The sequence below is a fragment of the Mycobacterium montefiorense genome, assembly GCF_003112775.1.
Lineage (GTDB): Bacteria > Actinomycetota > Actinomycetes > Mycobacteriales > Mycobacteriaceae > Mycobacterium > Mycobacterium montefiorense.
Genome location: NZ_BFCH01000018.1, coordinates 1106119 through 1131582, shown reverse-complemented (window position 1 = coordinate 1131582; position 25464 = coordinate 1106119). Strand labels below are relative to the sequence as shown.

Below are 25464 nucleotides of genomic sequence, written 5' to 3'. Positions count from 1 at the left end.
GTGGCTTCGGTGAGCTTCGAGCAGGCAACGCGGCGCTATCCGGGTGCGGATCGGCCGGCCCTGGACGGTCTCGATTTGTCGGTCGATGACGGAGAGTTCGTGGTTCTGGTTGGGCCATCGGGTTGTGGCAAGACGACTTCGCTGCGGATGGTGGCCGGATTGGAAACCCTGGACGCCGGACGCGTTCGGATTGGCGATCGCGACGTCACCAACGTCGATCCCAAAGATCGCGACGTAGCCATGGTGTTCCAGAACTACGCCCTCTATCCGCACATGACGGTGGCCCAGAACATGGGCTTCGCGCTCAAGATCGCCAAAACCCCGAAAGCCGAGATCCGCGAGCGGGTGCTGGACGCGGCGAAATTGCTTGACTTGCAGCCATACCTGGACCGAAAACCCAAAGATCTCTCCGGTGGCCAACGCCAGCGGGTGGCGATGGGACGCGCAATCGTGCGACGCCCACAGGTGTTTTTGATGGACGAGCCGTTGTCCAGTCTCGATGCGAAATTACGCGTGCAGACCCGCAATCAGATCGCCGCCTTGCAGCGTCGGCTCAAAACCACCACGGTCTATGTCACTCATGACCAGGTCGAGGCCATGACGATGGGCGATCGTGTCGCAGTCCTGCGCGACGGCATATTGCAACAGTTCGCGGCGCCGCGCGAGCTCTACCGGAACCCGGCCAACGTCTTTGTCGCCGGATTCATCGGATCTCCGGCGATGAATCTGTTCACTCTCCCCATTGTTGATTCCGCTGTCTCGCTCGGGGATTGGCCGATCCGGCTGCCGCGTGAAATCAGAAGCGCGGCACGTGAGGTCGTGGTCGGGGTTCGTCCGGAACACTTTGAACTGGGCAGCCTTGGGGTGGAAATGGAGGTCGACGTGGTCGAGGAGCTCGGGGCGGACGCCTACCTGTATGGCCGAATCGCGGACGCCGGCAAGGTAATCGCACAAAACGTCGTTGCGCGCGTCGACGGTCACAATCCGCCGCAGAAAGGCAGCAGGGTTCGGTTGCATCCGGAACCCGGACAACTGCATTTCTTCGGGATCGACGGCGAGCGGCTCTCGTGAGCACGGACTCGGTCGACCTGGTGTGCCAAGGCGGCGGCGTTCGGGGCATTGGGCTGGTCGGGGCGGTGGACGCGCTCGCTGCGGCCGGCTACCGCTTTCCTCGCGTCGCCGGGACAAGCGCGGGCGCGATCGTTGCCTCGCTGGTGGCAGCCCTGCAAGCGGCCGGCGAACCGCTGACCCGGCTCGCCGAGATTATGCGCTCGCTTGACTACCGAAAGTTCTTGGACCGCAACTTAATCGGGCGTGTTCCACTCATCGGCGGGGGACTCTCATTGCTGGTATCAGATGGCGTCTACCGCGGCGCCTATCTCGAGCACCTGCTGGCCGGTCTGCTCGCTGACCTGGGTGTGCGGACCTTCGGCGACCTGCGCACCGGTGAGGGACCCGAACAATTCGCGTGGTCGCTGGTCGTCACCGCGAGTGATCTGTCCCGGCGCCGGTTGGTCCGCATTCCGTGGGACCTCGATTCGTACGGGATCGACCCGAACGAATTCCCAGTGGCACGCGCGGTGCACGCCTCGGCGGCGATTCCCTACGTGTTCGAGCCGGTGCGGGTGGGCAGTGCCACCTGGGTCGACGGCGGCTTGTTGTCGAGCTTTCCCGTGGAGCTGTTCGACCGGGCTCAGCCGCGGTGGCCGACATTCGGGATCCGGCTATCGGCGCGGCCCGGCATCCCGCCCACGCATCCCGTGCATGGGCCGGTGTCGTTGGGCATTGCCGCAATCGAGACATTGGTGAGCAATCAGGACAACGCCTACATCGACGATCCGTGCACGGTGAGGCGCACCATCTTCGTTCCGTCCGATGAGGTGAGCCCGATCGACTTCGACATCACCGCCGAACAACGCGATGCTCTCTACCGCCGAGGATTGCTCGCGGGTCAGGAGTTCTTGAAGACCTGGAACTATGCCGACTATCTTCAGGCGTGTGGGGGACCAGTCGCAGGGGACTAGCGCCGCGCGCACCCAATCACGTCGAGGCGACGCTCGACGCGCTGAATGTCATCCAGTGAGGGCAGTGCGTTGGTGATCCGAAAGATCGCGACTCCGATATCGACGGCGGTGATGGGAGACGTTCCCCGCGCGATGAATTCGCCTGCGATGATGACGATCTCGTCATCGGTCACGCGCCGGGGCAACAGCGCCGCCATCGGCAGGTAGCCGCTCAGCGGCATTTCAGCCGGGTAGCCGGCGCGCAGAAACGCGACAGCCCTCGACACCAGATCGGGCATCCCCATGCTTCCACCTCATTACCTCGCGCCGTCAAGCGCTCCAAGTAAGTTAGCAGCGGCCACGTCGTTTTTTCGGTAAAGCAACGCGGTCCTTACAGCCAGTGCGTCAATCTTTCCGATTCCTTTGCGCCCATCCATGGGCGCGCCGGTCACGAGTTTCGGTCGTGGGCGTTCCTAGTATTGCCGCGTGATGGATCGCTACGGAACCGACGTGCTGGCTGCCGGTCGGCGCAAGCCGCGCTCTACCGAACACCCCGCTGATCTGGGTCTTGTCGTCGAGGATGTCGAGACCGGTTATGTCGGTGCGGTGGTCAGGGTCGAGTACGGACGCATCGACTTGGAAGACCGCCATGGCCACGTCCGTGGCTTCCCGCTGGGGCCCGGCTACCTGCTGGAGGGCCGTCCGGTGATCCTCACCGAACCGCGCCGCGCGGCGCCCGCAGCCACGAGCCGGACGGCATCGGGCTCCGTCGCGGTACCCGGCTCTCGCGCTCGTGTCGCGAGAGCCAGTCGTATCTATGTCGAAGGCCGCCACGACGCGGAACTCATCGCCCAGGTCTGGGGCGAGGACCTGCGCATCGAAGGTGTCGTCGTCGAGCACCTCGGCGGCGTGGATGATCTCGTCGGCATCGTCGCGGAGTTTGCCCCCGGCCCGGGCCGCCGGCTCGGCGTTCTGGTCGACCACCTTGTCACGGGTTCGAAAGAGGCCAGGATCGCCGAGGCTGTGCGCCGGGGGCCGGGCGGCCCCGACACCCTGGTCGTCGGCCATCCCTATGTAGACATCTGGCAGGCGGTGAAGCCGCAGCGACTCGGCCTGACGGCCTGGCCCGACGTGCCGCGTCACATCGAATGGAAGCACGGCGCGTGCCAGGCGCTCCGTTTGCCGCACGCCGACCAGGCCGACGTCGCCAGGGCATGGCGGCGCATCCGGTCGCGGGTGCGCGACTGGAATGATCTGGAACCCGCGCTGATCAGCAAAGTCGAAGAACTCATCGATTTCGTGACGGAGCCTGGCCGCTGATCGGCTCGGCCCAATTGCCGGACACGTCTTGCGCCAAATGCGTTTCGGGGGAACTCATTTCGGCCGATTCGGCCGCGCTGGGAGACCCAGCGCCATCGAGCAAAGCAGAACCCCGCCCAGAGCGATCACGTTGAGGACGGCGTCGCGGGTTCCATACATGTGCAGCATCGTCAGGTGGTAGATCAGATGCAACAGATTGAACGTCGTCCAGCTCACCGCTGTGACAATCCGTAGCGTCCGATTCGAGAGATAGACGAGCGTCAGGGCACTCAGGACGGTCAAGGCCAGATACATCGAGCCGACGTCTTTGACGAGATGCTCGTTGTACGGGCCGAGGACAGGCAACCATCGCAGGCCCATACCGGGGAAAGTGTTGTACCAATTCAGCGGAGCGAAGTAGGCCCAGCAGCCCACAAAGACGCCCGACAGCGTTAGCACAAACAGACACGTGCGGTAGAGGAAGGAGTTCATGACATCTATGACGGCGCAACGTCGGTAGATGTGACATTGCGCCTGCCCAGGTTCGTCTTTGACATCTGTTGTCCTCCCGGCGAAGCGGACTAGCTGCCGATGCCGGCGAGCCATTGCTCGTAGGTTTCAGTGCCGCGGGGTCCCGGTGCCTGCGGTAACAGCGCCCCATTCGCCATTGCTCTGAACGCACGCCCGGGTAGCCGCAGTGGAACCACCGGGCGATGCTGTCCTCGGCGCGCGATCAGCCTTCGGGTCATGTCGATCATGGACTCCACCTTTGGTCCCGCGAGCTCGACTATCTGCTGTTGTGGGCTGCCCGCCGCCAGTTCACAGAGTCGGTCCGATACTTCGCGCATCGCTATTGGCTGGCTCTGCATCTGCGGAATCAATGCGATAGGCCCGGGCACTTGATCGAGAATCTGCTGCGCAAATTCGTGAAATTGGGTGGTGCGCAAAATGGTCCATGGCACTGGGCCCGCCATGACTTCCTGCTCCTGCGCGAGCTTGCCCAGGTAGTAGGCGCTGCGCACTCGGTCGATTCCGATGATAGACAACACGATGTGATGCCTCACATCGTTGCGTGCGGCGGATTTGAGCAAGTTGGCCGTTGCGGTCCGGAAAAAGTGAATCGACTTCTTCGCGCTGGTCGTTTTGAGGTCGGAAACATCGATGACGACGTCGACTCCGCGCAGCGCGTCGTCGAGCCCGTGCCCCTGCACCAGATCGACTCCCTGCCCACGGGCAAGCACGACGGGCTGGTGACCGTCGCGGGTGAGGCGCTTGACCACGAGGCGTCCCGTTTTCCCGGTCCCGCCGGCTACGGCGATCTTCATCGTGTGCACTCCTATGCCGGTGAAACGTCCATTGCCTACGACATTGGCAGAACGATCGGGCAGAAGCGATGCCTTAATTACGACCGAAAGTTAGGTTAGGCTAAGTCGAAGGTTCCGATGCGCGGGACCGGAATCGGACGCATGCAGGGCGTATTCGTCGTTTTCCTCGGCACATTCCTCATCGGCCTACGAGAAGGCCTGGAGGCGACGCTCATTGTGAGCATCGTTGCCGCCTTCCTCAAGCGGAACGGGCAATCGACCCGTCCGATGTTTGTCGGCGTCGGCTTGGCGGTGCTGATCAGCATTGCGGTGGGCGTCGGCCTGGATCTGTTCTCGGCCACGCTGCCGCAAGCCCAGCAAGAAATGATGGAGACCGTCATCAACGCCATAGCCGTGGTGTTCGTGACGTCGATGATCATCTGGATGAACCGCAATGCCATGCGGCTCAAGGGAGAACTCGAACGCGAAGCTCAACAGGCGCTGAACCGTGGCGGTGCGCTCGCGCTCGTTGTGATGGCGTTCCTCGCCGTCCTCAAGGAGGGGTTTGAGACGTCGGTGTTTCTGTTGGCGGCCGCGGAAACGTCGCACGGCAACCGGTGGTTCGCCGTGCTGGGCGGCGCGGTGGGGATCGGGGTCGCGATCGTGCTGGGCATCGGTCTCTACTTCGGTGGCCTGAAGCTCAATCTCGGCCGCTTTTTCCGGATCACTGGAGTGTTCTTGGTGTTGATCGCCGCCGGACTGGTGCTGGGCGCGTTGCGCACCGCACACGAGGCCGGGTGGGTGACCATTGGCCAGCGACAGATGCTCGACTTCTCGGCCTGGATACCGAGCCAGTCGGTTTTGGGCGCGCTGCTCGCAGGCGTGTTCGGCATACCCACCGACCCGCGCCTGATCGAGGTGCTGGGCTGGCTGCTGTATGCGGCGCCAGTGCTTGTCGCCTTCCTGTGGCCCGCGCGCCTTGCGGTGACGCCGCGAACTCGGTGCCGGTTGCTGGCGGCCGCCTCGGCGGCGCTGGTCGTCGTTGCGGCGGTGCTGGCGATCGCGGTGCCGGCCGGTAGCTCGTCGCCGAGCGTGCGCGCTCGCACGGTGGCTGACCGGACCGGCCACACCGCCCGGGTGTCGCTGCTGACCGGATCGCCCGGACCCGCGCTGTCCGTCACCCCGCAGGGCACCGCGACCGTCCGCAGCATTCCGCTTGCCCCGGTAGGCGACCAGACCGTGGACGGCTTGCCGGTACAGCTGTGGCAAGGCTCGGAGGCCGCCGGCGCCGATGGCGCGGAGGCGGTCACGCTGGATCAGTTACTGAGCATGACGGGGGGCCGGCTACCGGTCGGACTCGCGGTTGGCCGCACTCCAGGACCGTTTCGGGGCCAATGGTCAACGACCACGGTGTATACCGTGCTCGCGCAAGGCGATTCCGTGATAAATGCGCAAGCGACGAGCAACCGCACAGCGATTCTGACCGGCGGCGGGCTGACCGGGGCCAAGACCGTCAGCCTCGGCGGGCTACCGACGGACTGGTCGACGTCCGGTGCCGAAGACCGCTCGACTGCGGCCGAGATCGTCGCGAGCGCCCAGAAACACGCCGAGCGCCAGCTATGGAATGTCTGGCTTCCGTTGGTACTAGCGTGCTTTGCGCTGGCTTGTGCCGTTGGCGCCATAATCTCGATGCGCGGCATCGCGCGAGCTGAACAGGAGAGGAAAACCAGTGATAGCGAATCGCACCGTCCTGGCAACGTGCCGGTCTCGTGAATTCTGGCTGACCGCAACAGTTCTTGTTGCGGCGACGGTGCTGCCGGTGGCCGCATGCAGCCACTCGAACGGGCAGTCCAGCCCTTCGAAATCCAGGCAGGCCGATCAACCCGGCGGGACGAACGCCATCAAGGTGACGATGGCGAACTCCGGAGGACAAGACGGCTGTGCACTGGACACCACCAGCGTGCCGGCCGGGCCGGTGACCTTCACCGTGGTCAACACCAGTGCGCCGGGCATCACCGAAATGGAGTTGCTCAGGGACCAGCGCATCGTCGGGGAGAAGGAGAACCTCGCTCCCGGCCTGAACCCGGTGTCGTTCACAATCACCCTGGATGGCGGCTCGTATCAGCTGTACTGCCCGGGTGCGAGCTCCGAATATCAAACGCTGACGGTGACGGGTCAGGCACCGCCAGGACCGACGGGCACGGTGGCGAGCATCCTGAGCCAGGGCACCAAGGACTATGCGACATATATCGTCAATCAGATCGGTCAGCTCGGTGACGGCGTGAAGGCGCTAGATGCGGCGATCCAATCCGGCAACCTGGACGCCTCAAAGGCCGCCTACGCCAAAGCCCGACTGTTTTACGAGCGTGCGGAATCCACCGTCGAGGGTTTTGTGCTGCCGGGCTTCGCAGTTGGCGACAACGCGGGCAGCCTGGACTATCTGATCGACATGCGTACCTCCACTCCTGTCGATGCGAAGGTCGGGTGGAAGGGTTTCCACGCCATCGAGCGCGACCTCTGGCAGGGCGGGGCGATCACTCCCGGCACCAAGGCACTGAGTACCGAATTGGTGGCTAACGTAGGGAAATTGAAGGATGTGGTCGCTGGCCTACAGTACAAGCCAGAGGACTTGGCCAACGGCGCAAGCGATTTGATCGAAGAGGTGCAGAACACCAAGATCACCGGCGAGGAGGAAGCCTTCAGCCACATCGACCTGGTCGACTTCTCTGGCAATGTCGAAGGGGCTCAACAAGCGTACGCTTCGCTGCGGCCGGGGCTGGAGAAGATCGATGCCAATCTGGTCAATCAGATCGACCAACAGTTCCGCGCGGTGCTCAATGTCCTGGACGGCTACCGCGACCCGTCGGCACTGGGCGGTTATCGAACCTACACGCCCGTGCTGCAGGGCAGCGACGCATCGAAGCTGACCGCGGTGATTCAGCCGCTGCACCAGAGCCTTTCGATGGTCGCTCAAAAAGTGGTCTCAGCCAACTGACGATGGCCGACGACGAGCTGGTCGACTCCGCCGACACCACGCCGGCCGACGCTGCATCGGTATCGCGCCGGCGGATGCTCGGCGGCGCGATGGTGGCCGGGCTCACCGGGACCGCCGTCGGTGCCGTCGGCGGTGGGTTCGCGGGCCATGCCTGGGCGACCGGGCATCGGGATGGCGATGACGACACCGTCGACCTACGTCGCAGCTACCCCTTTTACGGCCAGGCCCACCAGGGTGGAATCGCCACGCTCCCACAGCGTTACGCCGTATTCATGTCGTTCTCGCTGGCCGCGGGCGCCGGTCGCGCCGATCTACAAGCGCTGTTGGCACGCTGGTCTGCCGCCGTCGCTGTACTGCAGCGGGGCAAGCCCATCGGAAACGTCCAGCCGCAGGTCGAAGTGCAGCCGCCCACCGATACCGGGGAGGCCTATGGGCTGAGTCCCGCCAGTCTCACCGCCACGATCGGGTTGGGGCCGTCGTTGTTCGGCGATCGGTTCGGGCTAGCCGCGCGGCGTCCAGCGGTGTTCACCGATCTGCCGCCGCTCAACGGAGACAATCTGGATCCGCGTCTGCACGGCGGGGATTTGTCGGTACAAGCCTGCGCAGACGACCCGCAAGTCTGCTACCACGCCGTCCGTAACCTGGCCCGCCTTGGCCGCAATATCGTCTCGCCATTCTGGGCTGTGCTGGGCTTCGGGCGAGCGTCGGCCGGCCCCGGTCAGCAGACGCCGCGAAACCTGTTGGGGTTCAAAGACGGTACCCGCAACGTCAGCACGGACGCCGAGTATGAACGTTTCGTCTGGGTCGACAACAGCGATCAACCCTGGATGAATGGCGGGACCTATCAGGTCGTCCGCAAGATTCGGATGCTGCTGGAGACGTGGGATGTCGATCGAATCGGCAACCAGCAGAAGATCTTCGGCCGTACCAAGGAAGAAGGGGCGCCGCTAAGCGGCAAGTCCGAATTCGATACACCGAATTTTACCGCCAAAGGTGCCGACGGTGACCCGCTCATCGATCCGTTGTCACACGTCGGCTTGGCCGCCCGGGAAAACAACGACGGCATCATGATCCGTCGACGGCCGTACAACTACACCGACGGCCTTGACCCGAATGGCCAACTGAACGCCGGATTGCTGTTCATCTCGTATCAAAAAGATCCGCAAGACTTTGTACGTCTGCAGAATCGGCTCGGCGCCAACGATCTGCTCAACGAGTACATCCGTCACATCGGGTCAGCTATCTTCGCGGTGCCACCCGCGCCCGCTGAGGGCCACTACATCGGGCAAAGTCTGTTCAGCTGAGCAAGTCTCGGCGTGGAGACCAACATCAGCGAGAACTGCTCGCCAACGCCGGCACCCGCACGAAGGCCCTGAAGTCCCGCGGGTTGGGGACTAAAGTCTCACGACCGGCCAGGGGGCGGGTCAATAGCGTTACTCCTGACGAAAGGAGTACGAAATGTCGGCACCTGTCCAGCAACTCGGTATCGTCGTCGCGGTCGACGGCTCGCCGGCGTCAAATGCTGCCGTTGTGTGGGCGGCGCGTAATGCGGCGATGCGCAGCATTCCGCTGACCCTGTTCCACGCGGTGGTGACTCCCACCGCGACCTATCCACCGGTTCCCTACCCGGATTCGCTGTTGGTCAAGCTAGAAGACGAGGCACGCAGGAATATCGCTCATGCGCTCAAGCTGGCCGAGGATGCGATGCCGGAGCATCGGAAGGTCACCATCAGGACGGAGTCGGTGTATTCGACTCCGGCGCTTGCCCTGATCAAGTTGTCCGCGGAGGCCGAGATGGTTGTCGTGGGCAGCTCCGGTCGTGGATTGTTGGCGCGCGGATTGCTCGGGTCGGTGAGTTCGACTGTGGTGCGGCATGCCAGCTGCCCGGTGGCGGTCATCCGTGATGAAGATCTGCCGGACCCGCTGCACGGCCCCGTCTTGGTGGGGATCGATGGTTCACCGGCCTCCGAACTCGCAATCGCGATCGCGTTCGGCCAAGCGTCGCGCCGCGGCGTCGATCTGGTGGCTTTGCACGCCTGGAGCGACGTTGCCGTGCTCGAGCTTCCGGGATTGGACTGGGCGGCGGTGGAGGGCGAAGCGGAACGTAGTCTTGCCGAGACCCTGGCGGGCTGGTGTGAACGTTATCCCGATGTCACGGTGCGCCGGCTGCTCGTCCGCGATCTGCCGGCCCAACAGCTGATCCAGCAGGCGAAATCCACGGAGGCGCAGCTGGTGGTGGTGGGCAGTCACGGCCGGGGCGGTCTCACCGGCCTGATCCTGGGCTCGGTCAGTAACACGGTGCTGCACTCGGTGCGAGTGCCGGTCATCGTCGCCCGGCCGACGTAAGGGTCTGGCCGAATCGGCCGTCGACGACGCGGGACGCCCATACGCACAGCGCGGCGACGTCGCGTCCGGCGCGCATGACCGTCCGATCGGGGCGAACCAGCGCAGCCGTGGCGCGACCACCGTGCAGCCACTGCGCGAGCGCGTCGCCTGGCCGCGTAACGAGCAGGACAACGCCGCACTGCCGCATCGCGGCTGCTGCGGCGACACCAGGGCTGCGGGTAGTGATTAGTGCGAAACCGGCTCCCAGCACATCGTCGAGCCGCTGACCATCGTGCAGCAGCGGGTTCGGACACAGCGTGCCGGCCAGGCAGCCGAGCCGGCACGATGCGTACACCAACGCGGACGATGGCAGTGCCGGCGTGGTGGAGTCGACGACCTTGTCGCGCAAGCCGGGAATCAGCCGCAGTCGCGGCAGCACCAGGCGGCGTAGCACGTTGCCCACCCGGGCGCCGCCGGTCATCGCGCGAGCGACGTTGAGTGCCAAGCGAATCATGTGCCGTGTGTGCGGTTTGCGTTCCTGCTCATAGCTATCCAGAACGTCCGGGGCGAGCGCTCCGTGGTAAACCCCGGCAATCTTCCAAGCCAGATTCATCGCGTCGCGCACGCCCGCCCCCATACCCTGGCCGATAAACGGGGGAGTGAGGTGCGCCGCGTCGCCGAGGATGAAAATGTTGCCTCGGCGCCACCGCTGCGCGATCTGAGCGCGAAACGTGTACTCCGTGACGCGCAGTAGCGTGAGATCGCCCTCCGCGACGCCGGTAGTCCAGGGCCTGATCAGTGGCCGCAAGGCGGCCAGCGTGGCGAAGTCGTCGGCAGATTCGCCTGTGCGCAACTGAAACTCCCAGCGGTAGCGGGACGCTCCGATGCGCATGTAGGTTCCTGCTCGGGCCGGGTCGCATACCTGGTGCACGCCTTCCCACTGGCGCAGGTCGGCATCGGTGGCGACGTCGACCACCAGCCACCGCTGCTGGAAGTTCAAATCTTTTACGGTTGAGCCTATTTGGGTGCGCACCAAGCTGTTAGCGCCATCGCAGCCCAGTAGGTAGTCGGCGTCGACCTGGTGCACCGTGCCGTCGGTGCGGTCGGTGAAGGTGACGCGCACACGTGTCCCGACCTCGGCGACATCGGTAACTTCGACGTCGCCGCGAAGCTCGGCATGCGGGTGGCGCAGGAGGTTTGTCCGCAGCACCGCCTCCAACTCCGGCTGGTCGAACATGTTGGCTTGCGGGAAGCCATTTCGGCCGAGGGAGGTGTCGCGGGTGAACTCGGCAAGGACGCGGAATCGATTGTCGAGCAATCGCAAACCCAGCGTCGGCCGCGAAATCGCGGCGAAGGTGTCGGCGATACCGAGCCGGGCAAGCACACGGTAGATTTCGTCGTCCAGATGCACGGCGCGGGGTTGTGCGTACACGCCGGGCCAGCGATCGAGAACCACACTGTCCACGCCGTACTGTGCCAACAGTGTGGCGGCGGTGATGCCGGTTGGCCCGGCGCCGACGACAACGACGGGAATGTGCCGAATAGCGTTAACGCTCATGCGAATCGGATGGCGTTGCGCTGTGCTCCGAGGTCGATGGCGCCGTCGTCGGTGGCAACGGAGGCCGCCACGATGTCACCGTGCTGCAGATACTTCGGGTTGCCGGCCTGACGACTGAAGAACATCCTCCACTTGAGAGTCGTCGGCAACAGGTTTCCAATCATCGCCACCGGCTTCGACGGCGCGCGCAACGCGGTGCCGGCCGGTGTGCCGGTCAGCACCAGGTCGCCTGGGGCGAGTTCCTGGAATCCGGTAAGCGCCTGCAGCGCCTGCAGCGGCCGATACAACATGTCGCCGTCGACGAGCGCGTTCTGCCGCTCGACGCCGCCGACGCTCAGACGCAGCCGCAGATCGCCGAAGCGGGCGAGTTCTTCGGCCGTCAACAACACCAGCTCCGGCCCCACCGGGGTGAATGTCGGATACGACTTGGCCTCGTAGAACTGGGTTTGCGGAAGCTGGACATCGCGGGCGGACACATCGTTGGTGACGACCAGTCCGGCGATGAACTCCGCCAAGTTCGTCTCGGAAATCGTTGTGCCGACCGGAATGGCCCGTCCAATCACCAATCCGATCTCCACCTCGTAGTCGAGCAGCTGGACGTGCGGGGGCTTGACGATGTCGTCGAACGGGCCGTTGATCGATGCCGACGCTTTGCGGAAGAACGTCAGGGGAATCGACGCCGGGTCCATGCCGGCATCCCTGACGTGCGATTCAAAGTTGGTCATCTGAGCGACCACTCGGCAGGGTCGGGTCACGGGGGAGAGTAACGCGAGGCCTTCCACGGCGACGGTATCTGCGGTTGCGGCGGCTTCGATTGCTGCCCGATCGGACAACAGCGCCCCAGTGGTGGTCGCGCTGGTGTGGATCTTCGCGGCGCCGGTTTCGGTTTTGAGCCACCAGGCCTCAGCAGTGCGCAGTACGGAAACGGTCATGATGTGGGTACTTTCAGTAGGCCGACGAGGCGGCTGATATCAAACTCGTTGCGGGCGCGAAGCGCAGCGATCATCGAAACTAGTTCGTGGCCGGCCGATTTCAGGTCGGTTCCCAGGAAGTCTTTGGTTGCCGGTGGGCCCCATTGAGCTAGGCCGGATGCGCTAAACGGCGCCCAGCCGGGTTCGACGGTGTTGTCGAATCGGTCCCCGTCGGCGAAGTGTTCGACCAAAAAGCCGTCGGGATCGCGCCAGTAGTCAAAGATCTGGCTTCCTTGGATATGCCTGCCGATTCCCCAGGACCGGAAGTAGCCAAGCTCCTGCAGGTATTCGCCACCGGCGGCCAGGGCATCGAGATCGCTGACCTGATAAGCCGAGTGGATGTAACGGTTGGCCGGCCCCAGGGCCACCGCGAGCGTGTGGTGATCCGCGGGCATTGATCCTCGATCGCAGCGGATGAAACTCATGGTCGGTCCGCGGTCGCGCTGCCCCGGGAAAAACAAGAAGTCGCTGACGACCATCCCCAGGTTGTCCAGATACCAGTTCAGGGTTTCGAGGTACTTCGTTGTCTGCACCACCAGGTGGCCCAGGCGCTGCACTCGAGCGGGGACGCGCGCGGGACGCTGGCCGATGTTGATGCGCCGCGCGTTGTCGCCGAAGTTGAACGTGTGGGGCTGCTGGTCCGGCAGTTTCGGCAGTTCGTGCATACCCGCGACCACCCGCACCGGCATCCCGCCGGGGTCGGTCAGGTCGACGGACAGGCCGCCGATGGTCTCTGGCAGCGGCAGCGCTCGGGTACCGAACTTGTCGGCGAGTCGCAGCAGGTCGGCCTCGTCACCGGCCCGAAAGGCCGCTCGGGTGAATCGGGTTCGCTGCCCCCGCCGCACGATCACGCACGGTGCGCCCGGCTGCGTGCCACGCAGCGCAATCTCCTCAGGACCGTGTTGTGACGACGCAAACCCGAAGGCCCGTGCGAACGCCTCGGCGCGCGTCAGGTCGGGCTTCTCGAACTCCAGCCACGCGATGTCGACGACCTTGATCACCGGATTCGGTGACCGTCCGGCGTGTTCGCCGGGGAGTGCGCCCTGCTCGCTGTGCAGGTCGCGGTGTGGATCTTCGGAGTTCAACATAACTGACGAAATCGTCACATAGAGGCTAAGGCTTCGTCAAGGTTTCTGACGAAATCCTCAACAGTGATGCATACTCTTTGGGTGAGCGTGATGCCCGACAAAGCCGAGCCGCCCAGTCGCCTGGAGCGGCGCAAGCAGCGCACCCGGGCGGCGCTGATCAAGGCCGCGCAGCGGTTGATCGCCGAGGGCAAGGTCAACGTGCCGGTTCTGGAGATCACCCAGGCCGCCGATGTCGGGATGGGGTCGTTCTATAACCACTTCGACAGCAAGGAGCAGCTGTTCGAGGCCGCGGTCGCCGACGTGCTCGACACCCACGGGGCGATGCTGGACCGTCTCACCGAATCGATCGCGGATCCGGCCGAAACCTTCGCCGCGAGCTTCCGGCTGACCGGTCGGCTATTTCGTCGGCGCCCGCAGGAGAGTGAGATTCTGTTGGCGCACGGGCCGGCGTTGCTGTCGTCCGAACGCGGTCTGGCACCCCGTGCGCTGCGCGATATCAAGGCCGGCGTCGACGCAGGCAGGTTCGACGTCGATGACCCGGAACTCGCGCTGGCGATGGCGGGCGGTGCGCTGCTAGGGCTCGGCAAGCTGCTGCGCGACGACCCGGGCCGCGACGACGCACACGCCGCCGACACCGTCACCGAAAGCGTGCTGCGCCTGTTCGGGCTCAGCGCCGACGAGGCGCGTGCGGTCTGCAGGCATCCGCTGCCCGACGACACGTTCGCCGAGACCTAAGCCCGGCGCGTCACGCGTAAATCGGTGTCACGTCCAGGAATACGCGGTAGTCATCAATTTTTCCGTCAGCGTCCGCGTGGTAGACGGTGGCGGCGGGCAGGGTTACCTCGGTGCCGTCTTTTCTTTGATACGTCGCGTCGACGTGGGCGATCGTGTCATCGCCGATTCGCCAGACCCGAACCAGAGTGTGGTGAATTCCCGCGATGGTGTCGAAGAAACCTTTGACGCCGTTTCTGATCGCGCTCGGGCCGACATAGGCGGGTTCGTTGCCAAACGACACCCGCGCATCGTCGGCGAAGAGGGCGGCGAGCTTATCGAGATCCATCGTGTCGACGATCTCGAAAACATGGTGTGGTTGCGGGTGGTTCGGCTCGGTCATGCAACAACGCTAGTTGTTATCGAGTGACTGCCGGCTCGATCAACCTGGTTGACAACGGGCGATGTGCGGCGAGCCTTCAGCGATTACGGGTGTCGATGGACCACAGTATCGCCCAGCCCAGGAGTCGCGTGGTTGCTCAACAGGTTCGGCAATGCAGGTGTCACGGACAAAGCTTCTTATCCCATCCGGGGGATACCCATGCTAATAATGCAAAACGGGCGGGCATGCCGACGTTCTGTCACCACCGGGGTCCGCCCGAGTGGCACGAAAGTGATTGCCTTAAACGGGATTTGACGCAATAGAGCCGGACCTCACCCGGTCGTAGGCGCGGGATCTGCCGACCGGGCGCTGACCTGTGTGGGGCGAAGTGCCACCAGCACCACTCCGGCGACGAAAACGACAGCCGTCACCCACGGAAAGCGCCCGTCCGGGGCGAAACCACCGGCGGCGACGAATCCCAAGCCGTAGGCCGCCATCACGACGCCCAGCAGCATGATCGGTTCGGTCCAGCGCTCTGCCAGCGGAGTACCAAGCATGGGCAGTGGGGAGGCGAAAATGCGCCGGCCCCACCACAGCAGCGCGAGCTCGATCACGGTGACGAGGCTGAGGATGGCCACCCACTCCAGCCGGGCCAGCCACCAGTCGATTGTGCCCTCGGCCGGCTGCGGCAACCAACCAGCGGGGTAGCCGATTATCGCAACCAACACGACCGGGATCATGTGCCAAAGGTATAGGGCCATCACGTTGTTGTTGGCCACCGACAGCATTCGCTGCAGCGGGCCGGAGCGCAATGCGCGGTTGAGTGCGGGCGCGAGCGTCATTGCCAATCCGGTCTGTGCGCCTCCGAACGCCAACAACGCCACGTCAGGCGGTGTGGTGTTGTCCACCGTTTGGCCGGGGACACCGATCATGCTGATCGGATAGATCTTCAACCAGATCAGCACTGCCAGCGTGAGCGCGGATGCGGCAGCGAGCAGTGCAGGTCTGCGGCCAGCCAATAGCCCTTCTTGCCAAGCTATTCCGAGCTGATACAGCACACCCCAACACAGCAGGTAGTTCACCCAGCCCAGGTAAGGCACGTGGGCCCCTTGCGTGGCAACGTCTACCACCACGACCCCGAAGGCTAGTGCCGCGGGCACCCAGAGTCCCCAACGGCGTTGTGTGGCAATCGCAATCGGGGTCAACGACACCACCAATACGTATACAACGAGGAACCACAGGTGCATCGCTACCGCCCAGCCCGCGTATTCCATCGTGGAACTGCCCACGTGCAACGCACCCAGCACCAGCACGCCGGCCGACACCACCACTGCATAGGCCGCGGTCGGGCCGAGGACTCGGGCCAGTCGATGCCGTAACCAGCTCTGGCGTGACTCAGCGTTGGTGTCGCGTCTATGCGCCCACGACACTGCGCTTGCATAGCCTGCCGCGAGGAAGAACGTCGGAACAGCCTGAAGTGGCCAGGTCAACCACTGAGTCCAGGGCATGTCGACGAGCGGGTTCTGCCGGCCGAAATGCCCGTCGTCGTAGGTCACCGATCCGGCCAGCCAATGCCCCAGCACGATCAGGATCACGCCGGATGCGCGGTAGTAGTCCACCGCCAGATTGCGGGCCGGGCGTGCGGTGTTTGCGTGGTCCATCAGATCGCGGGAAGCTCGACGCGGTGCACAGCGCCACGGTACCCGGTGCCCCCGCTGCGACCGGAGCGAAACCGCGCCTCTGACAGGAGAACATGGGAATGAAACAGGCTCACCTCGGCGACCTTCAGGTCGGCCGTATCGGCTTGGGCGCGATGGGCATGTCTGCCGCCTACGCCATGGGCGGCTTCGACGACGCCGAGTCCATCCGCACGATTCATCGCGCGATCGATCTGGGCGTCACGTTGATCGACACCGCCGAGGTCTACGGCCCCTACGTCAATGAGGAACTGCTCGCCCGGGCTCTGCAGGGCCGGCGAGATCAGGTGGTGTTGGCCACCAAGTTCGGCCTGATCTCGCATACCGGACGCGACGGCCTCGACAGCAGCCCCGCCAGCATCCGCATCGCGGTCGACGGTTCGCTGAAAAGGCTGGCGACCGACCACATTGACCTCTACTACCAACACCGCCTCGATCGTGGTACGCCGATCGAGGAGACGATCGGGGCGTTGGCAGAGCTGGTCGCTGCGGGCAAGATTGCGCACATCGGCCTTTCCGAAGTCGGCGTGAACACCATTCGCCGTGCGCAGGCCGTGCACCCGATTGCGGCCGTGCAATCGGAGTACTCGTTGTGGACCCGTGACCCCGAAGACGGAATACTGGCGGTCTTGCGCGAACTGGAAATCGGGTTCGTCCCTTACTCGCCGCTGGGCCGTGGGTTCCTCACCGGCGCAATACGATCCACCGCGGAGCTTCCCGACAGCGACTACCGCAAGACCAATCCGCGCTTCTTCGACGAGAACTTCCAGCACAACCTCAACAGTGCGGACGAGGTGCGTGAGATCAGCGCCGACGCCGGCGCCAGCCCGGCTCAGGTCGCACTGGCCTGGTTGCTGGCCAAGGGGCCTGATATCGTGCCGATCCCGGGAACTAAAAAGGTTGCACGCCTTGAGGAGAACGTCGGCGCCGATAGCGTCGAACTCACAGCCGAGCAGCTGGCTCGGCTCGATGAACTCACTCCGGCCGTCGGGGGCCATCACGCCGAAGCGCAAATGGGATGGATCGACCGTTAACCGTTCTTACAGCGAACCCTTCAGCGCGGCAATGGTTTCCAGGTCATCAAGAGCGGCCACACCGCGTCGCAAGCCTTCCACAGCGATGTCTTCGACCTGCATTCCGCCCACTCCTGCGGTGATCAGCGGGGCGACATACGCATACAGCGCGCCTTGCCGGTAGCGCAGCCACAGGTTTTCGCGGTCCAGGTCGGGCCCACCGGCCGCCGCCAGCGCCTGTCGATAGACGTCGAGCAGTTCGCGCTGAGCGGTCCGGCGGTCTTGTGGCGTCAGGCTGGTGATCAGGGTGTAGGCCAGTTCGCGGGAAGGATGTCCACGTCGTACCGCCTGCCAATCCAATAGCCCCGCCTCGCCGTCGCGGAAGTACATGTTGCCCGGATGAGCATCGCCGTGCATGACCGTATGCGGGGGAGTGTCGATCACCGCGGCGACCGTGCGGTAATTCTCGGCGATGAATCGGCCGTTCTCCACCGGTATCGAGGTCCGCTCGCTGAGTCGCTTCATCGAGGTGGTCGTCAGTGAGCCGGTCAGCAGCGAAGTGACGTCGCCAGACGGCGTGTAGAGCCAGTCCAGGTGCCCGCGCCCGTTCTGGCGCATGCGATCCCAGAAGGTTCCGTGCACGGTTGCCAGCAGCTCGACGACCAGGCCGGCCTGGTCGGTGGAGAGCGGGTGCAACGTATCGGGAAATACGCACGACTCGGGGAGGTCTTCTAGGACCAGCAGGTAACGACCTGTCCATGTGTCGAACGCCGCGCCGTAGGCGACCGGGACTCCCGACAGTTCGGGGGCGAGCTGGCTGTAGAAGCGCACCTCGGTGCTGCCCAGCCGGCCCAACTCACCCATCAACCGGGTGGCGGCAGTCCGTGCCGCAATCTTGACGAATACCGAGTCTGGGACGTCGTCCCCGGTCAGCACGAGGCGTGCCCGCGATGATGTGCCTGCATCGCTAGTGAGCACGCGGATCGACCTTACGTTGCGACCCATCACGTTCGAGAGCGCGCCGGTGTTGAGATCGCCGACCGTGCGGGGTAGTCCCGCCCGGCTGCCGACGATGGCGTCGGCGGTCACCCGGCCGACTCCCCGGCCGAGATGTGCGGCCAGACCGACGGCGGAAAGGGCCTGTTCAACAGTGTTTGTCATGCACTATCCATCCTGTGTGCGCCGGTACCGAATCCAAAAAGCGGCGGGCACGAAAGCGTTGTCAGGACGAAAATAGCTTAATGTCTGGACATCAGACAAAGCGAGACTAATGTCTGATTTGTGGCACCAGGGCCCGCACCAAGAACTGCTCGACAAATTCGCGTTTGTCAGCCACGGGGCGGTGCCGCCATGCCGGCGCCAGCAGGAACAACGTGGTGCTACTCAGCCACTGGACGATCGAGCGAGGATCGAGGTCGGCGTAGAGCTTGCCGGCCTCTTTCCAGCGTTGCAGCAGTGGCCCGTAGTGCGCCAACAGCAGTTCCACCATCGGCTCCGACCCGAGCTGTAGAGCCGCGGGCACCGCGGTGCTCTCGGCGGCGAACAGCGCCTCGTTCAATGCGTTGCCCGCCACCGACTCCACCCGCGCCAGCACCATCTCGGGCAATGAGCGCGCCGGATCGTCGGGGTGGCCCAGCGCACCGACCAGCTCGCCCAGCGCCGAATCGACCCGCGCCAACATCAGGCCCAGCAACACCTCGTCGCGATTCGGGAAGTACCGGTACACAGTCGAGCGGGATACCCCGGCCTCGTCGGCCACTTCGGCCATCCGGATCTGGGCGTTCCCGCGACGCACGATGCAGCGGCCCGCGGCATCCAGCAGGCGCCTGCGCGCCTCCTCGTCGTCGAGGATCGCGCGGTCGTCGCCCCACCACCGACTCGGTTCCATGCAGCGATATTAGGGGATGCGTTGTGCCATTGAGTATCTGATGTGCAAGCTTCGCCAAAAAAATTTCCATCGATAGTGTGCGCTATCCGAAACCATTCGATGGCAATAGATTTCGCTATCCGACAGAAAGGCATTCATGGGTTACAGCGCCGCCGACGAGGCATTCACCCATCAGCTGCCAACGACATTCGATCAAGTGCACGATCCCGATCCGACATGGTCGGATCGCTGCTACTTTTTCGCGGCTTCGCCGGACGGCACCCTGCTGCTGGCCAGCGGCTACGGCAACAACCCGAACACCGGCACCGGTTTGGGATATGTCAAGGTCAGCCTGGCCGATGGCCGGCATTGGGATCTGCTTTCCGGCCGCCCGATTGGCGGTTCCGATCGCGGCGAGCTGAGCGCCGGGCCGCTGCGCTGGACCTGCGTCGAACCCCTGAAGAGGTGGCGCCTTGATGTGGAGCCCAACGATTCCGGCATCGCCTGGGAGCTCCAATACGAGCCGACCGCGCCGATGTGGGAGCTGTTACCCATGAAAGTGCGCGACCGCGATGGCCGGATGCTGGCCGACATGTATCACATGAAAGAGCCGGGCAAATGGACCGGTTGGGTGCAGATCGATGGCGAGCGGATCAGTGTCGATGGATTCCACGGCGGCCGGGATCGCACCTTCGGTGTGCGTATCTCGGACAAGATCGATTTCTGGTTGTGGCTGGACGCCGGTTTCGATGACCGCGCGATCGAAGCGTGGATCATCGAATCATCGGATGGCACGGTCAATTACGTAGACGGCGGGATCACTCACAGTGACGGCACGCTGTCGAAGCGGTTCGTGAAAATCGAGCACGACGTCGAATTCGACGGCGACCGCAAACGACCCGCCCGCGCGGTGCTCGTCTTCACCGACGAGGACGGCGCGACCTACCGGGTCAACGCCGACACGCCACACCAGGACGTCAACGCGTATTACGGACTGCCGATGGCGCACTGCCGGTATCACGATCTGGGCGAAGGCGCGTACTTCATCCACTTCCAATGGGACAGCAATGATTCCGCGCAACTGGCCGAGACCGAGGGCAAATCGATGGCGCTGGATCAGTTGATGCGTTTTGAACTCGACGGCGACACCGGGTGGGGCATCTTCGAGTTGTTGATGGGCGGCCAAGGCTACTCCCGCTACCCGAACTGGGCGACCATGGACATGTCGGCGTTCACCCAGGACAAGACCCCGGTCGAACGGCTGCCCGACGATGGAGTACGCCAATGACGCTGGACGCTAACGTCGCAGAGCGCTTGACCGCCTGGCTGCGCACCCAACTGCCCGATGCCGGCGATGTCCGTGTCGAGGGCCTCGACCGGGTGAACTTCGGGCATTCCGCGGAGATGATGGTGCTCACGGTCGTCACCGGGGACATCCGTCGCGATGTGGTGTTGCGGCTGAGTCCCAAACCGCCGGCGCTGCTCGAACCCTACGACCTGGCGCGCCAATTCAACATCCTGCGGGCGTTGCAGGACAGCGCGGTTCGTGTTCCGCCGGTGCTGTGGCTGGAGGACAGCGGTGATGTTCTGGGACGGCCGTTCTTCGTGATGGAGCGGGTCGGCGGTGACGTCTACGAAATGGAAGCCCCTGCCGACGCGACCGGCGCCACGGTGGTGCGGATGTGTCAAAGCCTGGCCGAACAACTCGCGGCAATCCACTGCATCGACCTGAAGCAGACCGGGCTCGACGCGCTCGACGACGGCAGCAACCACCTGCATCGCGAACTCGACCATTGGGCAACCGAAATGGACGGGGTCAAGCGGGATTCACTGCCGGCGCTGGAACGACTCCTCGCGGCGCTGCGTGCCAGCACACCCGCGCCGTGTCCGAAAATCACGTTGGTGCACGGCGACGCGAAGCCGGGCAACTTCGCGTTCACCGGAGGCGAGGTCAGCGCGGTCTTCGACTGGGAGATGACCACGGTCGGGGATCCGCTCACCGACATCGGCTGGCTGGAGCTGCTCTGGATGCAACCCGTCGGCATCACCAGCCACGCTGACGCATTGAATATCGAAGCGCTGTTAAGGCACTACCAAGCGGCCAGTGGCATTACGCTGCAGAATCGCTCCTGGTATCGCGCGTTCAACGCGTACAAGATGGCGGTCATCTGCCTGATCGGCGCGATGCTCGTTGACGGTGGGCACAGCGACGACCAAAAGCTGATGCTCGCCGCGTACGGCATCTCTATGCTGACCCAGGTCGGGCTGTCCGAGCTTGCCATCGACGAGCTCCTCGACGATGGCCCGGTCCTCCCGCGCGAGGAACGCATCCAGCAAGTTCAGCCAAACGCCCGCTAGGAGGGGCGGTCGCCGGCCCGGAGGGTCTGCGCCACGTATTGGATGCGGCCCTGCACGCCAACCTGAAGAAGTTTGTATTCACCAGCACCGCAGGTGCTTTGGCGATCAATAGCAGCCGAGCGGTCACTGAGGACGATCCGCACAATTGGGACCAGGGCGGGGCATACATCGAAGCCCGGGTCGCCGCCGAGAACATGCTGCTGTCGTACGCGCAGGACAACGGGCTGCCCGCCGTCGCGATGTGCATATCCACCACCTACGGCCCCGGCGATTGGGCGCCCACCCCACACGGCTCGATGCTTTCCCTGGTCGCCAACGGCCGGTTTCCGTTCTATCTCGGCTATTCGTCCGAGGTGGTAGGCATCGAAGACGCCGCCAAGGCAATGCTTCTGGCCGCGGAACACGGGGGAGGCGGGGAACGCTACATCGTCTCCGATAGATATATGAGCGTCCGGGAGCTGCACGAGATCGCCGCCACCGCCGTCGGCAGGCGGCCGCCGCGCATCGGCATTCCCATGCCGGCGCTGCACGTCGGTGCGCGGGTCAACGACGTGTTGCGCGGCTGCTGGGCCGCGACCTTCCCTTCGCCTACGCCGGAATGCGGATGGCCGAACTGATGTCGCCGCTTGACCACAGCAAGGCCGAACGTGAACTCGGATGGACGCCCGAGCCCGTCGAAGACTCGATCCGTAAGGCCGCGGTCTTTTTCGCTTCGCGCAACTAGTCCGCTTCCTGACCGGCGTGCGCCAGCGCCCCTGAACCGTACTTATTTTCGATCATTTTCCACGGGTCGGCATAGGGGCCGCGACCCTCGATGCGGTTCTGCAGCTTGATCGCGATGCGCAGCACTGGCCGCAGTATCGGTCCCAGGACGCGCAAAACGCCGCGCATCTTTGCCTGCGACTCACCAATCCACGCCATGGTCTGCTGCCAGTCGTGTTCTTGATAATCGAGCAATGCCTGCGCTTCGGAGGTGTCATACCAGCCGGTGAAACTCCAGCCCCGATCATCGTCCGGATCGCCCGGCAGACCCACCGACGGACCGAGCCGACCCAGGCCCACGGCGGTCATCAGATCGCCCTCGAGTTCGTGCTCGAGCATCACGCACGTCTCATTCCCGCCGATCAGCAGCGCCTTGCCGGAAATCGTGGCTTCGCGATCGACACCATTGGCAAATGCCAGCGCCGCATCCCGGGCGTCCACCGTGTGTAGTCGGTTATCAACGGGCATCGACCGCATGATCACCAGGTTGTCACCGTCGACGCCACCCGATTGGGTGTCCGGTGAGATCACCCCGGCCAGTCGGTACAGCGCATGCGGGACACCGCTGGCCCGGATCGCCGCCTCCGCCAGCACCTTGTCCTGGCCGTACTGGTCAATCGGGTTCACCGGGGTATCGGGGGTGATCCGCTCCGGATACCGGTGCGGATTACGCGACCCGTAGACCGCGGCGCTGGACGCCATCAGAAACAGTGGCGGGCGCGACAGTGCGGCTGCGGCCGCCAAGAGATTCTCGGTGCCGCCGACGTTCACCCGTCTGGCCAGGGCTGGATTCCGGTACGACACAGGTGAGACGACCGCCGCAAGGTGAACGATGGCTTGCGGCTGATGGGCGTCGATCAGCTCGCGTACGGCGTCGGCATCCAGCAGATCGACGTAGGCGGGAATCAATGCCTCGGGCGGCGCACCGGCCGACAATTCTTTCTGCACCGCAACGGTTTTGTCGCTGCATAGGTCGGTGGCGATGACCGTTCGGCCTCGATCGAGCAGAATCCGCGTGCAGCGCTTACCGACCTGTCCGAATGCACCGGTGACCAGGATGGTGCCGACTGTCATGGGGTCTCCTATTTCTCCAGCAGCCGATTGGCGAACCTGGCGGCAGTGTTGCGAATCCGGTTGGAGATGTAGAACGAGAAGATCGGCGTAACGATGTCCTCGCGTAGCCGAGTTAGCTTGGAGCTCTTGATAAGCCAGTGCCCGCCTACATTTTCGTAGGTCTCGTGGTAGTGCCCGTAGCCCACCAAACTCACGCCTGGTCCGAATCGCACCACATCTTGCAGCGCCCACACCCCGCGCGCCGTCGTCGCGGAGGTGAGCTCGATCTCGGGGGCGTGCACCTGGTGTGCCGTGGCCTGCGACGGGCGTCCGATGCTCTTGCGGGTGAACGCGACGAAGTCGTCGGCGCCGGCGATCAGCTTGCCCCCCGCCTCGGAGGTGTCGCTGACGAAGTCGTCGGTGAAGATCGAGCGCCACGCGGCCCAGTCCTTGGTGTCCAGGTACCGGCAATAACGGGCTTTGAGCCCCTTGATGGACTCGATCGCCAGCAGCGTGGCGGCGCTGTCGTCAGCGGTCACATCGCTCGCACGCTCTGTCATTGCGGGCTCGATTCTGGTGTACCGGCGTTTCCTGAAGTCACGCCCAGCCTGACATTCACACACGAGCCGAACATCGGCGGGGCGGGTCAGGCCTTGAAGTAGACGATCTGATGCGTGGTGGCCAGCAGCGTGCCGTCGCGACTCCACACTTGCGCGCTCTGATCGAAATGTCCGCGGGAGAAGCGGTTGGCGTGAGCGCACGCCAGGACGTAGTCGCCGCCGAGGGCGTCCAGCTCCTGTTGATCGGCATGGAAGTAGGTCGTCATAGAGATGGTCCCGGCCGGCACGACGGCGCCGCGGCGCTGAAACAGCCTGGGATAGAACACGTCACACAGCGCGGCCAGCGCCGGGTAGTCGACCGGGCGCTGCTCGCGGTCGCGCACCCAGAGTGCTGTCTCCGATGCCGAACTGGGTTGGGCGCCGGGGCCGGGAAATGCACCATGGACGAAGCGCATGTCGTAGAGGTGTGCCCACGTGACGACGGCTTCCGGGCCGCCGGAGGCGAGTTCTTCCGGGGCAGGCGCGCTCGGGGGACGGGCTTCGGTGTCGTCCCAGGTGTCGCGGCGGATGCCGAAGACCGCCGTCGCGGTGGTCTTGACGTCATCGTCCTGACTGAGTTCGGCAATCCAGTGCTGACTGGAGCGGTTGGTCCGCGGCGCTCGAAGTGAGATGTCGAAGTCACCGTCGGCGACGGGGCCGGCGAAGTTGACGGTCACCGCCAGCGGCTCGCCGATCCGGTCGGGGTGCGTCTGGATGGCATGCAGCAGAACAGCGGTGGTGATGCCGCCGAATGGACCGACCATATTGGCCCACTCCGGATGAGTTCGGCCGCGCCTGGTACCAGCGTCGAGGGCATCGAGTTCGAGGCCCCTGTCGAAAGGATGGGTGGGCGTCATGCTCACCGCAGATTACTGCCCGTCGAGTCGGCCGCCGGACGCGGGGTGATCACGTTCGCCCAACGCTGCTGGCCAGGGCGAAATCGATGATATTTTAAGAGCTCGCTGCGGGTGCCTGGGAGGGCCGGTATGACAGAGTCGTCGACGCGCGAGTTGCTCACGGCGCTGGTGGCCGCGTTCGGTGATGCCGAGCGCGTCACCGAATTGCTGGCGCCCAAGGCGCAATGGTGGATTACCCCCACTGTCGGCGTGCTCGGCAGCCCGACAGTGGGGCGCGACGCGATCCGTGCCGGCATGCGCATCATCTTCGGTCAGCTGTACGCCGACGTGCGGACGACGGTGCACCACATGGTCTGTGAGGCCGACATGGGTGCCGCGCGCTTCACGATGCGGGCAACCGCATTGTTCGCCGGTGGGCAACCGTACGAGAACGAGTACAGCGTCTGGGTTCAGACGCAGGACGGATTGATCGTGCGGATCTGGGAGTACCTCGATGTTGCCCATGCAACAGGGCAATTCAGCTCCTGATCACTCGACGGTGAAGACGAGTCTGCGCGGTTAGGTTGGCGATTCTGCCCCCGGAGCTGGAGTGTTGCGTGCCTACATAACATCATGATTACAC

26 protein-coding genes are annotated in these 25464 nt (G+C 64.3%); 13 read left to right on the top strand and 13 right to left on the bottom strand.

Annotation, left to right across the window (positions count from 1 at the left end; genetic code table 11):
• Both DB708_RS17810 and DB708_RS17805 read left to right on the top strand, forming a co-directional pair.
• Complete coding sequence (locus tag DB708_RS17810; protein ID WP_108923981.1) at positions 1–1071, top strand: ABC transporter ATP-binding protein; 1071 nt, start codon at positions 1–3, stop codon at positions 1069–1071.
• Positions 1068–2024, top strand: a complete 957-nt coding sequence (locus tag DB708_RS17805; RefSeq protein WP_108923979.1) for a patatin-like phospholipase family protein — start codon at positions 1068–1070, stop codon at positions 2022–2024. Before DB708_RS17810 ends, DB708_RS17805 begins: the two co-directional genes overlap by 4 nt.
• Here DB708_RS17805 and DB708_RS17800 read toward each other — a convergent pair.
• The gene (locus DB708_RS17800) at positions 2021–2308 is read right to left on the bottom strand and encodes a DUF3349 domain-containing protein (protein WP_108923977.1); all 288 of its coding nucleotides are present in this window, start codon (positions 2306–2308) and stop codon (positions 2021–2023) included. The two genes, DB708_RS17805 and DB708_RS17800, sit on opposite strands and share 4 nt — an antisense overlap.
• A gap of 181 nt (positions 2309–2489) precedes the next feature.
• Here DB708_RS17800 and DB708_RS17795 point away from each other — a divergent pair, with 181 nt between their 5' ends.
• Positions 2490–3323 (top strand): DUF3097 domain-containing protein, encoded by an 834-nt coding sequence (locus DB708_RS17795; protein ID WP_108923975.1) that lies wholly within the window; start codon positions 2490–2492, stop codon positions 3321–3323.
• A gap of 54 nt (positions 3324–3377) precedes the next feature.
• On the opposite strand, the gene DB708_RS17790 is transcribed toward DB708_RS17795, so the two are convergent.
• Positions 3378–3794 (bottom strand): hypothetical protein, encoded by a 417-nt coding sequence (locus tag DB708_RS17790; protein ID WP_108923973.1) that lies wholly within the window; start codon positions 3792–3794, stop codon positions 3378–3380.
• An 89-nt stretch (positions 3795–3883) separates the two neighbouring features.
• Positions 3884–4627 carry an SDR family oxidoreductase gene (locus tag DB708_RS17785; protein ID WP_108924391.1) on the bottom strand — a complete coding sequence of 248 codons (744 nt, stop codon included), beginning with the start codon at positions 4625–4627 and terminating at the stop codon, positions 3884–3886.
• 141 nt (positions 4628–4768) lie between these two features.
• Here DB708_RS17785 and efeU point away from each other — a divergent pair, with 141 nt between their 5' ends.
• The 4 genes from efeU to DB708_RS17765 all read left to right on the top strand — a co-directional run bounded on the left by efeU (position 4769) and on the right by DB708_RS17765 (position 9947).
• Positions 4769–6379, top strand: coding sequence for an iron uptake transporter permease EfeU (gene efeU, locus DB708_RS17780; protein WP_108924390.1), 1611 nt, complete (start codon positions 4769–4771; stop codon positions 6377–6379).
• 37 nt (positions 6380–6416) lie between these two features.
• On the top strand, positions 6417–7601 hold the full coding sequence (efeO, locus tag DB708_RS17775; protein WP_409347614.1) for an iron uptake system protein EfeO: 1185 nt from the start codon (positions 6417–6419) through the stop codon (positions 7599–7601).
• Positions 7602–7603: 2 nt separating this feature from the next.
• Positions 7604–8905, top strand: a complete 1302-nt coding sequence (efeB, locus tag DB708_RS17770) for an iron uptake transporter deferrochelatase/peroxidase subunit (protein ID WP_108923971.1) — start codon at positions 7604–7606, stop codon at positions 8903–8905.
• Positions 8906–9059: 154 nt separating this feature from the next.
• Complete coding sequence (locus DB708_RS17765) at positions 9060–9947, top strand: universal stress protein (protein WP_108923969.1); 888 nt, start codon at positions 9060–9062, stop codon at positions 9945–9947.
• Here DB708_RS17765 and mhpA read toward each other — a convergent pair.
• Genes mhpA through DB708_RS17750 form a run of 3 tightly spaced genes read right to left on the bottom strand, consistent with a single transcriptional unit; the run spans position 9925 to position 13543 of the window.
• Positions 9925–11484, bottom strand: coding sequence for a bifunctional 3-(3-hydroxy-phenyl)propionate/3-hydroxycinnamic acid hydroxylase MhpA (gene mhpA, locus DB708_RS17760; RefSeq protein WP_108923967.1), 1560 nt, complete (start codon positions 11482–11484; stop codon positions 9925–9927). The two genes, DB708_RS17765 and mhpA, sit on opposite strands and share 23 nt — an antisense overlap.
• Positions 11481–12416 (bottom strand): fumarylacetoacetate hydrolase family protein, encoded by a 936-nt coding sequence (locus DB708_RS17755; RefSeq protein WP_108923965.1) that lies wholly within the window; start codon positions 12414–12416, stop codon positions 11481–11483. Before DB708_RS17755 ends, mhpA begins: the two co-directional genes overlap by 4 nt.
• On the bottom strand, positions 12413–13543 hold the full coding sequence (locus DB708_RS17750) for a VOC family protein (protein ID WP_108923963.1): 1131 nt from the start codon (positions 13541–13543) through the stop codon (positions 12413–12415). Before DB708_RS17750 ends, DB708_RS17755 begins: the two co-directional genes overlap by 4 nt.
• 90 nt (positions 13544–13633) lie before the next feature.
• On the opposite strand from DB708_RS17750, the gene DB708_RS17745 reads away from it, so the two are divergent.
• Positions 13634–14278 carry a TetR/AcrR family transcriptional regulator gene (locus DB708_RS17745; protein WP_108924388.1) on the top strand — a complete coding sequence of 215 codons (645 nt, stop codon included), beginning with the start codon at positions 13634–13636 and terminating at the stop codon, positions 14276–14278.
• A 10-nt stretch (positions 14279–14288) separates the two neighbouring features.
• Here DB708_RS17745 and DB708_RS17740 read toward each other — a convergent pair whose 3' ends face one another.
• A complete protein-coding gene (locus tag DB708_RS17740; protein WP_108923962.1) occupies positions 14289–14657 on the bottom strand; it encodes a nuclear transport factor 2 family protein in 369 nt (122 codons plus the stop codon).
• Between the two features lie 311 nt (positions 14658–14968).
• Positions 14969–16297 carry an acyltransferase family protein gene (locus DB708_RS17735; protein WP_108923960.1) on the bottom strand — a complete coding sequence of 443 codons (1329 nt, stop codon included), beginning with the start codon at positions 16295–16297 and terminating at the stop codon, positions 14969–14971.
• Positions 16298–16395: 98 nt separating this feature from the next.
• On the opposite strand from DB708_RS17735, the gene DB708_RS17730 reads away from it, so the two are divergent.
• Positions 16396–17367, top strand: coding sequence for an aldo/keto reductase (locus DB708_RS17730; protein WP_108923958.1), 972 nt, complete (start codon positions 16396–16398; stop codon positions 17365–17367).
• Positions 17368–17373: 6 nt separating this feature from the next.
• Here the strand turns inward: DB708_RS17730 and DB708_RS17725 are convergent, their stop codons facing one another.
• Both DB708_RS17725 and DB708_RS17720 read right to left on the bottom strand, forming a co-directional pair.
• Complete coding sequence (locus DB708_RS17725; protein ID WP_108923957.1) at positions 17374–18507, bottom strand: phosphotransferase; 1134 nt, start codon at positions 18505–18507, stop codon at positions 17374–17376.
• Between the two features lie 106 nt (positions 18508–18613).
• Complete coding sequence (locus DB708_RS17720; protein ID WP_108923955.1) at positions 18614–19234, bottom strand: TetR/AcrR family transcriptional regulator; 621 nt, start codon at positions 19232–19234, stop codon at positions 18614–18616.
• A gap of 136 nt (positions 19235–19370) precedes the next feature.
• Between DB708_RS17720 and DB708_RS17715 the strand changes: the two genes are divergently transcribed.
• The 3 genes from DB708_RS17715 to DB708_RS17705 are packed head-to-tail and all read left to right on the top strand — an operon-like array spanning position 19371 to position 22188.
• A complete protein-coding gene (locus DB708_RS17715) occupies positions 19371–20501 on the top strand; it encodes a DUF7064 domain-containing protein (protein WP_108923953.1) in 1131 nt (376 codons plus the stop codon).
• Positions 20498–21571, top strand: coding sequence for a phosphotransferase family protein (locus tag DB708_RS17710; protein ID WP_108923951.1), 1074 nt, complete (start codon positions 20498–20500; stop codon positions 21569–21571). Before DB708_RS17715 ends, DB708_RS17710 begins: the two co-directional genes overlap by 4 nt.
• A 26-nt stretch (positions 21572–21597) precedes the next feature.
• On the top strand, positions 21598–22188 hold the full coding sequence (locus tag DB708_RS17705) for an NAD-dependent epimerase/dehydratase family protein (RefSeq protein WP_235616844.1): 591 nt from the start codon (positions 21598–21600) through the stop codon (positions 22186–22188).
• Between the two features lie 103 nt (positions 22189–22291).
• Here DB708_RS17705 and DB708_RS17700 read toward each other — a convergent pair whose 3' ends face one another.
• From DB708_RS17700 to DB708_RS17690, 3 genes are all read right to left on the bottom strand, one after another.
• Positions 22292–23407 carry an NAD-dependent epimerase/dehydratase family protein gene (locus tag DB708_RS17700; RefSeq protein WP_108923949.1) on the bottom strand — a complete coding sequence of 372 codons (1116 nt, stop codon included), beginning with the start codon at positions 23405–23407 and terminating at the stop codon, positions 22292–22294.
• Between the two features lie 8 nt (positions 23408–23415).
• On the bottom strand, positions 23416–23946 hold the full coding sequence (locus DB708_RS17695) for a nuclear transport factor 2 family protein (RefSeq protein ID WP_108923947.1): 531 nt from the start codon (positions 23944–23946) through the stop codon (positions 23416–23418).
• A gap of 86 nt (positions 23947–24032) precedes the next feature.
• The gene (locus tag DB708_RS17690) at positions 24033–24842 is read right to left on the bottom strand and encodes an acyl-CoA thioesterase (RefSeq protein WP_108923945.1); all 810 of its coding nucleotides are present in this window, start codon (positions 24840–24842) and stop codon (positions 24033–24035) included.
• A gap of 129 nt (positions 24843–24971) precedes the next feature.
• On the opposite strand from DB708_RS17690, the gene DB708_RS17685 reads away from it, so the two are divergent.
• Complete coding sequence (locus DB708_RS17685) at positions 24972–25370, top strand: nuclear transport factor 2 family protein (protein ID WP_108923943.1); 399 nt, start codon at positions 24972–24974, stop codon at positions 25368–25370.
• Positions 25371–25464 lie beyond the last annotated feature (94 nt).